We start from the raw sequence: 12,905 nt of genomic DNA on the forward strand, positions 1-12,905 counted from the left end.
CCGGATGCCCGGACCGGTCGATCGTGTCCGCGATTACGGTTTACGAACGTTTGTCGTTGTCGAGATCTTCGAAATCGGCATCGACAATATCGTCATCGACAGAAGACGGGCCTTGGTCGGCGTCGTCCATGTCAGGCTCAGCCGCGCCGGATTTCTCCTGCTCGGCCTTATAGATGGCCTCGCCGAGTTTCATGGCCGCGTCGGTCACGTTCTGGATGCCGGAGCGGATTTTGTCCGGGTCTTCGGTTTCCAGCTGATCTTTGAGCGCTGCGATGGCCAGTTCGATCGCCTCGATGGTGGTCGGGTCGACCTTGTCGCCATGCTCTTCCATCGACTTTTCGGTCGAGTGGATGAGGCTCTCGGCCTGGTTTTTCGCCTCGACGAGATCCTTGCGTTTCTTGTCGGCTTCGGCGTTTTCCTCGGCGTCCTTGACCATCTGTTCGATGTCGTCGTCCGACAGACCACCGGAGGCTTGGATTGTGATCCGTTGCTCTTTGCCGGTGCCTTTGTCTTTGGCGCCCACTTCAACGATACCGTCGGCGTTGATGTCGAAGGTCACCTCGATCTGCGGCATGCCGCGCGGTGCCGGCGGGATACCTTCGAGGTTGAACTGACCGAGCATCTTGTTGTCGGCAGCCATCTCGCGCTCACCTTGGAAGACGCGCAGGGTCACAGCGGACTGGTTGTCTTCGGCGGTGGAGAAGATCTGCGACTTCTTGGTCGGGATCGTGGTGTTACGGTCGATCAGACGGGTGAAAACACCGCCCAGCGTCTCGATACCCAGCGACAGCGGGGTCACGTCGAGCAGCAGAACGTCTTTCACGTCGCCCTGAAGCACACCGGCCTGAATGGCGGCGCCCATGGCGACCACTTCGTCCGGGTTCACGCCTTTATGCGGCTCTTTGCCGAAGAATTTCGTCACCTCAGCGATGACTTTCGGCATACGGGTCATACCACCGACGAGAACGACTTCGTCGATGTCGGAGGTGCTCAGGCCAGCGTCTTTCAGAGCGGCTTTACACGGATCCATCGAGCGCTTGATCAGGTCGGACACGAGGCTTTCCAGTTTTGCACGGGTCAGTTTGACCACGAGGTGAAGCGGGGTGCCGGTGGACGGGTCCATCGAGATGAACGGTTGGTTGATCTCGGTCTGCGACGAAGAGGACAGCTCGATTTTTGCTTTTTCTGCTGCTTCTTTCAGACGCTGCAGCGCCATTTTGTCTTTGGTCAGATCGACGCCATGCTCTTTTTTGAACTCATCCGCGAGGTAGCTCACGATGCGCATGTCGAAGTCTTCACCACCGAGGAAGGTGTCACCGTTGGTGGCCTGCACTTCAAACACGCCGTCGCCCAGTTCGAGCACGGTCACGTCGAAGGTGCCGCCGCCGAGGTCATACACGGCGATGGTTTTGGTGTCTTCTTTGTCGAGGCCGTAGGCCAACGCAGCCGCGGTCGGCTCGTTGATGATGCGGAGCACTTCGAGGCCCGCGATTTTACCTGCGTCCTTGGTGGCCTGACGCTGAGCGTCGTTGAAGTAGGCCGGAACGGTGATGACGGCTTGCGTCACTTCTTCACCGAGGTAGGACTCGGCGGTTTCTTTCATTTTGCCAAGGATGAAAGCGGAGATTTGCGACGGGGAATATTTGTCGCCGCGCACTTCCACCCAAGCGTCGCCGTTGCCGCCATCGACGATGGCGTAAGGGACAAGCTGCTTGTCCTTCTCTACAGCTGCGTCGCCGATGCGACGGCCGATCAGACGTTTAACGGCGAAAATGGTGTTGTCGGGGTTGGTGACAGCCTGACGTTTGGCTGCCTGACCCACGAGGCGTTCACTGTCGGTGAAACCGACGATGGAGGGCGTGGTACGCGCCCCTTCGGAGTTCTCGATGACACGCGGCTGCGAACCATCCATGATGGCAACGCAGGAGTTGGTGGTCCCGAGGTCGATACCGATGACTTTGGCCATGCTCAAAATCCTCTCTAAGGCGATGTTATGACGTTGGACCCATTGCGGCGTCCGCCGTCGATCCCAGTGATTTCAACCGGGCTGATACTCAGTCCGATCAAAGCTTCTCGGGGTATATAAGGATGGGTTTTGGTGCCTGCAAGTTGTGCAAGGGGGGTCAGGTGTGGAAAAATCGAGTCATTGCCACGAGAAGAGCGAAACTGAACGCCACATGTTAAAACAACAGCCGTTTGATATCCGGGGGATGAAACTGTTCCGGGGCATGATCGTGCCGGAGGAGCAGCGTGTTTTGGTGGAAACCTTACGCGACGTTCTGCGCGAAGCGCCGCTGTTTCGCCCGGTCACCCCGTCGGGAAAAGCGATGTCCGTGCGCATGACGTCTGCGGGGCGGTTCGGCTGGGTGTCGGATCGGCGGGGCTACCGTTATAGCGAGACACATCCCACGGGCGTGAGTTGGCCGGCTATTCCGAAGATTGTCCGAGATGTCTGGAGGGAGGTTTCGCAGACGGAGAGAGAGCCGGAATGCTGTCTGATCAATTTCTACGATGAGAGCGCGAAGATGGGGATGCATCAGGACCGGGACGAGGCGGATTTCGATCAGCCCGTGGTGTCGATCTCGCTTGGGGACGATGCTTTGTTTCGGGTCGGCAACCTGACGCGAGGCGGCAAGACGGAGAGCGTGTGGCTGTCTTCGGGCGATGTTCTGGTGATGACGGGAGAATCCCGCCTGCTTTATCACGGGATTGACCGGCTCAAGAGCGGGAGCAGTCGGCTGCTCGCCAAAGGCGGGCGCATCAATCTGACCTTGCGGGTGGTCACCTGAACGCTCTAGCGCCCCCAGCTGAGCGAGACGCGCTTGCGGGTGAAGAATTCCGCCAGAAGTCCGATTGTCAGGAAGATCAGCGTGAAAACGACCGGATAGACGATGGAACTTTTGTGCGGGTTGTAGTTGACGAAGATGAACCCGCGCGCTTGGTCGATGGTGTGAAACAGCGGGTTCCAGGAGAACATGGCGATCATATATGCGGGCGTCTGGTTCGCCACGAACATTTTGCCAGAGGTGATCATGTTCGCGCGAGTGTAAATCTGTTGCACAAGCTGGGTTAAGCCCGGTGCCCAGGGTTTGGCGGCGAGGAAAACCATACCGATTGATGCGCCGGAGGCCCAAGCCAGAAGCAGCATGCCGAAAGCGCCAGTCAAGTTCTGGAAGGTCACAGTGCCCCATCCTAGAGAATATCCGCATAGAATGGCGCTGATCGAGAGAACTTGGATATAAAGAGAGCTCAATGCCGCGGAAACAATGGCAATCGCGGTGTTCATTGGCGCGTGCTGCATCATGGGCGAGGTCGCACTTTCGGACCCGGCGACGGCGATGAGAGCCTTGTTATGTGTCAGGAACAGAAAAATCCCGGACATGATATAGAGTAGAAAATCTCCCCGGATCGATACGTTTTTGACGCCGAAGATCGTGTACATGAAGACGAACACGACCACCATGACCAGAGCCTGAGAGATGCTGAGAAGTAAGCCGACCAAAGGGTTGCCGTTTGTTTTACGGACATGGCGAACGGTATTCACAAAAATCAGGCGCAGAATGGTCAGAGCTGCGTAGAAGCCGCTTTGACTTCTGGAAGAGTGAAACATCTACTGGGTCCTGTGTTTGAATCATGCCCGTGTCGCAGGGACTTCTTGCCGTTCCCATAAGCTCATAGCATAAGGTTGTTGCTGTTTTCTTTCAATGAAAACGAGTGTGACGTCAGACAGGAGCAGGATATGGATTTTGACAAGCTCATCCCGGTGATGCGCAAGCTTGCCATTGAGGCAGGGGACAAGATCATGGAGATCTACAATTCGGACGATTTCGAGGTCAAAACCAAATCCGATGCCAGTCCGGTGACTGAAGCCGACGAAGCGGCGGACGCGTTGATTTCGGCCGGTTTGCGCGCGGCATTTCCGGATGTGACCCTGATCACCGAAGAGCAGGCCGCTTCGCATGATCTGAAAGCAGACACGTTCCTGATCGTCGATCCGCTCGACGGCACCAAAGAATTCATCAAACGCCGGGGCGACTTTACGGTGAACATCGCCTATGTCGAAAAGGGCGTGCCGCTGCGCGGTGTGGTCTATGCGCCAGCGCGCGATCGTCTGTTCATCACGGATGCGTCCGGCCAGTCCTACGAGGAAATCGGTCCCTTCTCCGCAGATGTGCAGGGTGAGATGAAAAAAATCTCCGTGTCCACGCCGGACAATGAGGCGCTGATGATCGTCGCCTCGAAATCCCACCGCGATCAGGCGACCGAAGATTACCTTGCCAAATACAAGGCCAAGGACAGCAAATCTGCGGGCTCGTCTTTGAAATTCTGTCTCGTGGCCACTGGCGAAGCCGATCTCTATCCGCGCGTCGGGCGCACGATGGAGTGGGACACCGCCGCAGGCCATGCCGTTTTGCTGGGCGCAGGTGGAGATGTCGTGCGTTTCGACAATCATGCGCCGCTGACCTATGGCAAAGCCGATTACGCCAACCCGTTCTTTATCGCCTATGCCCCAGGCGTTGACTTGAAAGACGCCTGATGTCCGTTCTCATCGTTATCCCCGCGCGTTTTGCCTCCACCCGCTATCCGGGCAAGCCTCTTGTCGAATTGACGGGGGCCACCGGAGAGAAAAAGTCTCTCATCCAGCGCAGCTGGGAAGCGGCTGTTGCGGCCAAGGGTGTCGACCGTGTCTTTGTGGCGACGGATGATGCGCGCATTCGTGAGGCTTCGGAGGCGTTCGGCGCGGAGGTTGTGATGACCTCTGAGACTTGCGCCAACGGGACGGAGCGTTGTGCGGAGGCTTTGGAAAATCTCGGCGGCGGCTACGATATCATCGTCAATCTTCAGGGCGACGCGCCCCTGACCCCCGCTTGGTTCGTCGAAGATCTGGTTGCGGGCCTGCGCGCGCATCCGACGGCCGAAGTGGCGACACCTGTGCTCCGATGCGATGGGCGTGCGCTCAACGGGTTCCTTGAGGACCGTCGCGCGGGTCGTGTCGGCGGCACCACGGCTGTTTTCGGGTCCGATCACAAGGCGCTCTATTTCTCGAAGGAAGTGATTCCCTACACCTCGGCCACCTATGCGGATGGCGATGAAACGCCGGTGTTCCACCATGTGGGCGTCTATGCCTATCGGCCCTCAGCGCTGGGCGCCTATCCGAAATGGCCGATGGGGCCGTTGGAAGGTCTCGAAGGATTGGAGCAACTTCGTTTTCTCGAACAGGAGCGCCCGGTGCTCTGTGTCGAGGTTGAGGCGCGTGGACGACAGTTTTGGGAGCTGAACAACCCCGAAGATGTGCCGCGAATTGAGGCGATGTTGGCCGAAATGGACGTCGCATAAGCGGATTTCAGCGATAATTTGCTCAAATTTTCATCGTCTGCCTGTGTGAAGCAGGCAGGGTTGCATATTTGTAGAATTCCTGTGTGAATGCTGGGGCGCGGTACTGAAAATCCGTGCCGCAGCCTTTAAGGTCAGCTCGGACCTAAGAAATTTGAATGGCTCATGAGTGAGAGCCGAAGGAGACATGATGAAACGGAAAGTGACCAAAGCGATTTTCCCGGTGGCTGGTCTTGGAACGCGTTTTTTGCCTGCGACCAAATCTATCCCGAAGGAAATCATGACCTTGGTCGATCGCCCCCTGATTCAATACGCCATCGACGAAGCGCGTGCGGCAGGGATCAAGGAATTCATCTTCGTCACCTCGCGCGGCAAAGGCGCGCTTGAGGATTACTTCGATCATTCGCCTGTGCTGGAACAGGAGCTTCGCAAGAAGGGCAAGGACAAGCTGCTTGAGGTGTTGGAAAACACCAATATGGACAGCGGTGCCATCGCCTATATCCGCCAGCATAAAGCGCTGGGTCTCGGCCATGCTGTGTGGTGTGCGCGCCGCCTGCTCGATCCGAACGAACCCTTCGCGGTTATTCTTCCGGATGACGTGATCGCGGCAGAAAAACCCTGTCTGCAGCAGATGGTCGAAGCTTACGAAGATCTCGGCGGCTCGATGGTCGCGGCGATGGAAGTCCCCGCAGACAAGGTGTCCGCTTACGGTGTGCTCGACGTGAAAGAGGACATGGGCAATGCCGTGTCTGTCAAAGGCATGGTCGAGAAACCCGCGCCGGGCACTGAACCGTCGAACCTCGCTGTGATCGGTCGCTACATTCTCGATCCGGCGGTGATGACCAACCTGAACCAGATGAAATCGGGTGCGGGCGGTGAGATCCAATTGACCGATGCAATCGCCGATGAAATCGGAACGGATCGCGGCGTCTACGGTTACCGGTTCGCCGGTCAGCGCTTTGACTGTGGTTCCAAAGCCGGTTTCTTGCAGGCGACGATTTCCTTCGGTCTGTCGCGCGATGATCTGCACGATGAGCTTCAGGAATATCTCGACGAACTCTCCGCCCTACGCTCGGCGGCGGAGTAAGGCACGAAGATGGCCAAGTCTGTTATCGTAACTGGCGGGGCCGGTTATATCGGCTCACACGCTTGCAAAGCGTTGCGGGCCGCTGGCTATCTTCCCGTCACCTTCGACAACCTGTCCACAGGTTGGGAGGATGCCGTGAAATTCGGACCTTTCGAGCAGGGCGATCTTCTGGATCGCGCGCGGCTCGATGAGGTCTTCGCCAAGTATCAACCCGTCGCCGTGATGCATTTCGCCGCCTTCTCGCAGGTGGGCGAAAGCATGAAGGATCCGGGAAAATACTGGCGCAACAATGTCATCGGGTCGCTCACCTTGATCGAGGCGGCGGTGGCGGCGGGCTGCATGAATGTGGTCTTTTCCTCGACCTGTGCGACCTATGGTGATCAGGACAATGTGGTTCTGGACGAAGACTCGGTTCAGATGCCGATCAACTCCTACGGTGCCTCGAAACGCGCGATCGAGGACATTCTCGAAAACTTCGAACAGGCCTTTGGTCTGAACGCGGTGATCTTCCGCTATTTCAACGTGGCGGGCTGTGATCCGGAGGCGGAGGTGGGCGAATTCCACCAGCCCGAGACGCATCTCATCCCGCTGATGCTGGATGCGATTTCCGGCAAACGGGCGGCTCTGACCATTTTTGGCACGGATTACGACACGCCCGACGGCACCTGTATCCGCGACTATGTGCATGTCTGCGATCTTGTCGATGCGCATGTTTTGGGTCTGAAATGGCTTGAGGACGGGAAGGGAAGCCGTGTCTTCAACCTTGGCTCCGGCAAAGGCTTTTCGGTGCGCGAAGTGATCGATCATTCCCGCGCTGTCACCAACAAAGAGGTGCCTTACGTGGAAGGGGAGCGCCGTGCCGGCGATTGCACGAAGCTCGTCTCCGGCTCAGAGCGCGCGGTTACGGAGCTTGGATGGCAACCGGACCGGTCGAATTTGTCGCAGATGATCGGGGATGCCTGGCGTTGGCATCAAACGGGCCACTATGACAAATGATCGAACTCATCTAACTTGCTTCTGAGCTAAAGCGTTTCTCAAGAACTTGAGACACTCAATTTTTGAGAAACGCAGCAATATCAATGTGGTGTGATAACGTCTTTCGCTCAATCTGAGTCAGATGAAACGAAAAATGTTTTGGCGGAAGGAACAGGTTTGAGCCGGGTTTGGCAGAGGTACAAGCTGCGTGTGTTGAGACGGCATTTGTTGTGGCGCGCCTTTCGGGCGCGGCATGCGCTTAAGCTTGTCTCAGACCGGACTGCCTCGATCACGCCGGATGCGATCCTCTGTGTTTCTGTGGTGCGCAATGAGGCGCTGCGACTGCCCTATTTCCTTGAGCATCACCGTCGCCTCGGGGTGACGCAGTTTCTCTTTATCGACAATAACAGCACCGACGGCACGCAGGCGCTTCTTGCCGCGCAGCCCGACGTTTCTCTCTGGTCCACGGGGGCGAGCTATAAGGCGTCGCGCTTTGGTCTCGATTGGAGCACCTGGCTGCAGATGAAATACGCGCGCGGTAAATGGTGCCTGACGCTCGATGCCGATGAGCTTTTGATTTACCCCTTCCATGAGACCCGAACCCTGCAGGATTTGACCCTTTTTCTCGATCAGCAGGGGGCGGATGCGATGGGCGCGATGATGCTTGATCTCTACCCCAAGGGGCCGATCAACGAAGAGACTTATGCAAGCGGTCAGAGCCCTTGCGAAGTGCTGACGCATTTCGATGCGGGGCCATACAGGGCCACACGGCAAGAGCCGAAAGAGAATCTCTGGGTTCAGGGCGGCGTGCGCGAGAGGGTGTTTTTCGCGGATGATCCGAAACGCGGTCCGACGCTCAACAAACTGCCTCTGGTGAAATGGAATCTGCGCTACGCCTATAGCAATTCGACCCATGCGATCCTGCCGAGCCGCTTCAATCACGCCTATGACGGCCCCGGTGAGACGCGTCTGTGTGGTGTGTTGCTGCACAGTAAATTTCTTCCTGTGGCGGTGGAAAAATCCGTCGAGGAAAAGACCCGCAAACAACATTTCGCCGAGCCGGACCAGTTCGGTGCCTATTACGATGCGCTCATCGCGGGGCCGACGCTGTGGGATGAGGCGTCTGTTGCTTTCGTGAATTGGCAACAACTTGAGGCTCTTGGACTGATGAGCCGCGGGGCTTGGTCCGCCTGAGAAGCGCGGGCCACAAGGCGCGTCAGACTGTTTTGCCATTACATATGAAATGTTTACGTTTTACGCTTAAAGCCGTAAATTGATCCGCAAAGCATAAGGACATCATGTCGAACCGAATACAGGCGTATTCGCAGCTTGGGGAATAAGGTCAACCGGTGAGCAGGCTGAGGCAATACAGAATGCGGCTCAGGCGCAAACAGGCGCTCTGGCGCGCCTTCCGGGCGCGGCGGGATTTGACACTTATTCAGAACAACACCTCTCGCATCCGTCCTGACGATGTCATCCTCGTGAGCACGCTGCGCAACGAACGCATTCGTCTGCCCTATTTCCTCAAATATTACAGGGATATGGGTGTAAGCCACTTCCTGTTCGTCGACAACGACAGCGATGATGGCTCGCGCGAGTTTCTGGTGGGGCAGGAGGACGTTTCGATCTGGCACACGATCGCCAGCTATCGCGAGTCCCTGTTCGGCGTGCATTGGATGAACTGGCTTGCCCGCAAATATTGTCATGGGCATTGGACGCTGACCGTCGATGTGGACGAGTTCTTGGTTTTTCCCTTTTGCGACACACGCCCGATCCCGGCGCTCACCGACTGGCTCGACAATTCCGGCATCCGTAGTTTTTCGGCCATGTTGATCGACATGTACCCGAAAGGCCCGATTGACGCGCAACCCTATCGCGACGGGCAGAACCCGTTCGAAATTGCGGAGTGGTTCGACAGCGGGAACTACATGATTTCGACCAATCCGGACTATTACAATCTTTGGATTCAGGGTGGGCCACGGGCGCGGTTGTTCTTCCATGACGACCCTGAGAATGCACCCTCTCTGAACAAAATTCCCTTGGTCAAATGGGAGCGGCATTACGCCTATATGCATTCGACCCATATGCTTTTGCCGCGCGGTTTGAATTTCGTCTACGAGACGAAGGGCGGAGAAAAGGCGTCCGGCGCGCTGTTGCATGCAAAGTTTCTCAACACCTTTGTCGAGAAGACCGAAGAGGAATTGCATCGGCGTCAACACTATGCCGGATCGCGGGAATATCTGGCCTATCACAGCCGGATTCATGACGACCCTGAACTGTGGTGCAACTGGTCCGAGAAATACATCAACTGGCGGCAGTTGGAAATTCTGGGGCTGATGTCCAAAGGGAACTGGGCATGACGGTCGGGTTCGTGATGCTGGTCCACACCGCCCTGCACCGGGCCGAGCAGGTGGCGCGCCATTGGGCGACGCATGACTGCCCCGTGGTGATCCACGTCGATCGTCGTGTGCCGAAAGATGTGTACCAACCTTTCGTCGATAGCCTGTCCGATCTCGACAATGTGCTGTTCTCGAAACGCCATGCTTGCGACTGGGGCACATGGTCTCTGGTGGCCGCCTCTCAGGATGCCTCGGAACTGATGCTGTCACGCTTCCCCGAGGCGCGGCATGTCTATCTCTCCTCCGGCGCGTGCCTGCCGCTGCGGCCGGTCGAGGATTTGAAAAGCTATCTTGCCGCGCGTCCGATGACGAATTTCATCGAAAGCGTTACGACCGAGGACGTGTCCTGGACCGTTGGCGGGTTGGATACGGAGCGTTTCACGCTGCGTTTCCCGTTCTCTTGGAAAAAGCATCGCCGCTTGTTCGACCGCTATGTCCGCTTCCAACGCAAGATCGGGTACAAGCGTAAAATCCCGGACAATCTGGTGCCGCATCTCGGTTCGCAATGGTGGTGCCTGACCCGCCAGACCTTGTCCGCCATTCTCGAAGACCCGGATCGCAAGCTCTACGATGGCTATTTCAAAAGGGTCTGGATTCCCGACGAGAGCTATTATCAGACGCTCGTGCGGCTCTATTCGAACAACATCGAGAGCCGGTCGCTGACCCTGTCGAAGTTCGATTATCAGGGCAAGCCGCATATCTTCTACGACGATCACCTACAGCTTCTGCGCCGCTCCGACTGTTTTGTTGCGCGCAAAATCTGGCCAAAGGCGGATCGTCTCTATGAGACCTTCCTCAACTCGGACAGCAATCCGATGAAAGGAACAGAGCCGAATCCGGGCAAAATCGACCGGATTTTCTCCAAGGCCGTGGAGCGGCGCGTCACAGGGCGCGCAGGACTTTACATGCAGAGCCGGATGCCGGGACGCGGCAAGGGGCATGGCAAGACAAGCGGACCCTACTCGGTTTTCGAAGGGTTTTCCGATCTCTTCGAGGATTTCGATGAATGGCTGACCCGTGCCGTGGGGGGGCGTGTTCACGGGCACCTCTTCGCGCCCGATGAGGTGGAATTCGCGGGCGGGCAGAAGGTGTTCTCCGGAGCTCTCTCCAATCATGCGGCGCTGCGTGATTACAGCCCTTTGGGCTTTTTGACTTCCCTGATCTGGAACACACGCGGCGAGCGGCAATGTTTCATGTTCGGGCCGCGGGACAATCAGGCGATCAGCTGGCTGATTGCGACGGATCAAAATGCGCAGATTTCGGTGATTTCCGGCGCTTGGGCCGTGACCTTGTTCCGCTCGAATATGAGTTTTTCCGAAATCCGGCGCGAGGCCGCGCGGCTGCAACGGATCGAGGCGCATCATCTTGAGATTTTGCGGTCCCCGCATATCAAAGCGCGGGTCAGAATTTGGACGATGGCGGATTTCATCGAAAGCCAGATGGAGCCCTTGCAGGCCATTATTGACGAGATCGGCCCCCGTAATCCCCGCCGTTTGGCCGAGGCGCCGAAAATGCGGGATTTGACGGGATTCGGGCAATTCCTGCAAAATCTCAAAAATCAGGGGATGAAGCCGCATCTGATGGGGGATTTCCCCATGGATCGAGATCCGCACACCCGGCCGGGCGAGCGTAAACGGCCCTATCTTGTAAAATAACATTGGTATCAAAGCTTATGGTCAAGCCTTTCGACTATTTCGTGATTTTCGCCGAGATGCGGACCGGGTCCAACTTTTTGGAGGAAAACGTCAATTCCTATCCGGGATTGAAATGTTGGGGCGAGGCCTTCAACCCCGCCTTCATCGGGAAGTCGAACCAAAAGGACCTGCTTGGTGTCAGCATGATGCAACGCGAGGCGGAGCCTGTCGTTTTGCTGGACAAGATACGCGCCGAGACGGAGGGGCTCGCCGGGTTTCGGTTCTTCCACGATCACGATCCGCGCATTTTGCACCACGTGCTGAAAGACCCGCGCTGTGCCAAGATCATCCTCACCCGGAACCCGTTGGAGAGCTATGTCTCGCGCAAGATTGCCGGGGCGACGGGGCAGTGGCGGCTGGGCGACCTGAAGGACGCGAAATCGGCCAAGGTACGGTTTGAGCGGCGTGAGTTTCAGGGCATGCTTGATGAGCTCAAAGGGTTTCAGATGTATCTGCAACGGGAATTGCAGACCTCCGGGCAGACTGCCTTTTACATCAATTACGAGGACATTCAGGACATCGAGGTTCTGAACGGCTTGGCGCATTTCCTTGGCGTGACCGAGGAGCGCAACAAGACCACCCAGAAGACAAAGGTCCAAAACCCCGCCCGTCTTGAGGACAAGGTGGTGAACTATGCGGAGATGGTCTCAGACCTATCGAACATCGACCACTTCAACCTGTCGAACACGCCGAACTTCGAGCCGCGCCGGCACCCGGCGGTGCCGACCTATCTCGCGGGGCAGGAGGTGCCTGTGCTTTATATGCCGGTACGTGGCGGGCCGGAGATCGTCGTGCAAAACTGGATCGCGGCGCTCGATAGGGTCTCGCCAGAGGATCTGACACAGGGCTTTACCCAGAAATCCTTGCGACAGTGGAAGCGCAAGAACAAAGGGCATCGCAGCTTCACAGTGATCTCGCATCCGGTACAGCGTCTGCACCGCGTCTTTTGCCAGTATATCCTGAATGTCGGCGGTCAGACCTATGGCGACATTCGCGAGACGCTGCGGGCGACCTACAAGCTGCCGCTGCCGATCAGCGGGCCGGATGAGGGCTACAGCCGCGATCAGCATCGCGAAGCCTTCGTGAAATTTGCGGAATTCGTGCGTGGCAACCTGAATGGTCAGACCTCAATCCGCATCGACGGCACTTGGGCGTCGCAGTCAGAGGTCATCAAAGGGTTCGCTGATTTCTCGCTGCCCGATATGGTTCTGCGCGAAGAGAGCTTGGCCGAAGATCTGGCGCATCTCGGCGCTGCAATCGGCAAGGTGTCTCCGCTGATCTCCGAGGAGCCGGAGGACACGCCGTTTACCCTTGCCGACATCTACGACGGGACAGTCGAAGAGGCCGTGCGCGGCGCGTATCAGCGCGATTACATGATGTTTGGGTTCAAGCCCTGGGGCTGAGACGGTCTGAGGG

At 57.2% G+C, this 12,905-nt stretch carries 11 protein-coding genes; 9 read left to right on the forward strand and 2 right to left on the reverse strand.

The genetic code is table 11. The features are described from left to right. Nucleotides 1-40: 40 nt before the first annotated feature. Nucleotides 41-1,966, reverse strand: a complete 1,926-nt coding sequence (gene dnaK, locus ACYBHZ_RS04505) for a molecular chaperone DnaK (protein WP_460273003.1) — start codon at nt 1,964-1,966, stop codon at nt 41-43. 244 nt (nt 1,967-2,210) lie between these two features. Here dnaK and ACYBHZ_RS04510 point away from each other — a divergent pair, with 244 nt between their 5' ends. Further along, the gene (locus tag ACYBHZ_RS04510; protein WP_460273187.1) at nt 2,211-2,789 is read left to right on the forward strand and encodes an alpha-ketoglutarate-dependent dioxygenase AlkB family protein; all 579 of its coding nucleotides are present in this window, start codon (nt 2,211-2,213) and stop codon (nt 2,787-2,789) included. Nucleotides 2,790-2,794: 5 nt separating this feature from the next. On the opposite strand, the gene ACYBHZ_RS04515 is transcribed toward ACYBHZ_RS04510, so the two are convergent. Continuing rightward, nucleotides 2,795-3,610 (reverse strand): ABC transporter permease, encoded by an 816-nt coding sequence (locus tag ACYBHZ_RS04515; protein WP_460273004.1) that lies wholly within the window; start codon nt 3,608-3,610, stop codon nt 2,795-2,797. Nucleotides 3,611-3,739: 129 nt separating this feature from the next. On the opposite strand from ACYBHZ_RS04515, the gene cysQ reads away from it, so the two are divergent. The 8 genes from cysQ to ACYBHZ_RS04555 all read left to right on the forward strand — a co-directional run bounded on the left by cysQ (nt 3,740) and on the right by ACYBHZ_RS04555 (nt 12,892). Continuing rightward, entirely contained in the window at nt 3,740-4,537 is a 798-nt protein-coding gene (gene cysQ / locus ACYBHZ_RS04520) for a 3'(2'),5'-bisphosphate nucleotidase CysQ (protein WP_460273005.1), read from the forward strand. Beyond that, the gene (locus ACYBHZ_RS04525) at nt 4,537-5,337 is read left to right on the forward strand and encodes a 3-deoxy-manno-octulosonate cytidylyltransferase (protein ID WP_460273006.1); all 801 of its coding nucleotides are present in this window, start codon (nt 4,537-4,539) and stop codon (nt 5,335-5,337) included. The genes cysQ and ACYBHZ_RS04525 overlap by 1 nt, the downstream gene beginning before the upstream one ends. Before the next feature lie 187 nt (nt 5,338-5,524). After that, complete coding sequence (locus tag ACYBHZ_RS04530; protein WP_460273188.1) at nt 5,525-6,421, forward strand: UTP--glucose-1-phosphate uridylyltransferase; 897 nt, start codon at nt 5,525-5,527, stop codon at nt 6,419-6,421. A 9-nt stretch (nt 6,422-6,430) separates the two neighbouring features. Next, complete coding sequence (gene galE, locus ACYBHZ_RS04535; RefSeq protein WP_460273007.1) at nt 6,431-7,417, forward strand: UDP-glucose 4-epimerase GalE; 987 nt, start codon at nt 6,431-6,433, stop codon at nt 7,415-7,417. A gap of 156 nt (nt 7,418-7,573) precedes the next feature. Then, nucleotides 7,574-8,590: a glycosyltransferase family 2 protein gene (locus tag ACYBHZ_RS04540; RefSeq protein WP_460273008.1), complete on the forward strand. Its 1,017-nt coding sequence runs from the start codon at nt 7,574-7,576 to the stop codon at nt 8,588-8,590. A gap of 179 nt (nt 8,591-8,769) precedes the next feature. Continuing rightward, on the forward strand, nt 8,770-9,756 hold the full coding sequence (locus ACYBHZ_RS04545; RefSeq protein ID WP_460273009.1) for a glycosyltransferase family 2 protein: 987 nt from the start codon (nt 8,770-8,772) through the stop codon (nt 9,754-9,756). Beyond that, complete coding sequence (locus ACYBHZ_RS04550; RefSeq protein WP_460273010.1) at nt 9,753-11,450, forward strand: DUF5927 domain-containing protein; 1,698 nt, start codon at nt 9,753-9,755, stop codon at nt 11,448-11,450. Before ACYBHZ_RS04545 ends, ACYBHZ_RS04550 begins: the two co-directional genes overlap by 4 nt. A 17-nt stretch (nt 11,451-11,467) precedes the next feature. Beyond that, nucleotides 11,468-12,892 carry a nodulation protein NodH gene (locus ACYBHZ_RS04555; RefSeq protein ID WP_460273011.1) on the forward strand — a complete coding sequence of 475 codons (1,425 nt, stop codon included), beginning with the start codon at nt 11,468-11,470 and terminating at the stop codon, nt 12,890-12,892. Nucleotides 12,893-12,905 lie beyond the last annotated feature (13 nt).

The sequence above is a fragment of the Celeribacter sp. ULVN23_4 genome (assembly GCF_054788345.1).

Coding starts and splice junctions, on each gene's coding strand:
- ACYBHZ_RS04550 (WP_460273010.1), top strand. CDS start 9,753: ATGACGGTCGGGTTCGTGATGCTGGTCCACACCGCCCTGCACCGGGCC.
- ACYBHZ_RS04510 (WP_460273187.1), top strand. CDS start 2,211: ATGAAACTGTTCCGGGGCATGATCGTGCCGGAGGAGCAGCGTGTTTTG.
- ACYBHZ_RS04545 (WP_460273009.1), top strand. CDS start 8,770: ATGCGGCTCAGGCGCAAACAGGCGCTCTGGCGCGCCTTCCGGGCGCGG.
- ACYBHZ_RS04525 (WP_460273006.1), top strand. CDS start 4,537: ATGTCCGTTCTCATCGTTATCCCCGCGCGTTTTGCCTCCACCCGCTAT.
- cysQ (WP_460273005.1), top strand. CDS start 3,740: ATGGATTTTGACAAGCTCATCCCGGTGATGCGCAAGCTTGCCATTGAG.
- ACYBHZ_RS04530 (WP_460273188.1), top strand. CDS start 5,525: ATGAAACGGAAAGTGACCAAAGCGATTTTCCCGGTGGCTGGTCTTGGA.
- ACYBHZ_RS04515 (WP_460273004.1), bottom strand. CDS start 3,610: ATGTTTCACTCTTCCAGAAGTCAAAGCGGCTTCTACGCAGCTCTGACC.
- ACYBHZ_RS04555 (WP_460273011.1), top strand. CDS start 11,468: ATGGTCAAGCCTTTCGACTATTTCGTGATTTTCGCCGAGATGCGGACC.
- galE (WP_460273007.1), top strand. CDS start 6,431: ATGGCCAAGTCTGTTATCGTAACTGGCGGGGCCGGTTATATCGGCTCA.
- dnaK (WP_460273003.1), bottom strand. CDS start 1,966: ATGGCCAAAGTCATCGGTATCGACCTCGGGACCACCAACTCCTGCGTT.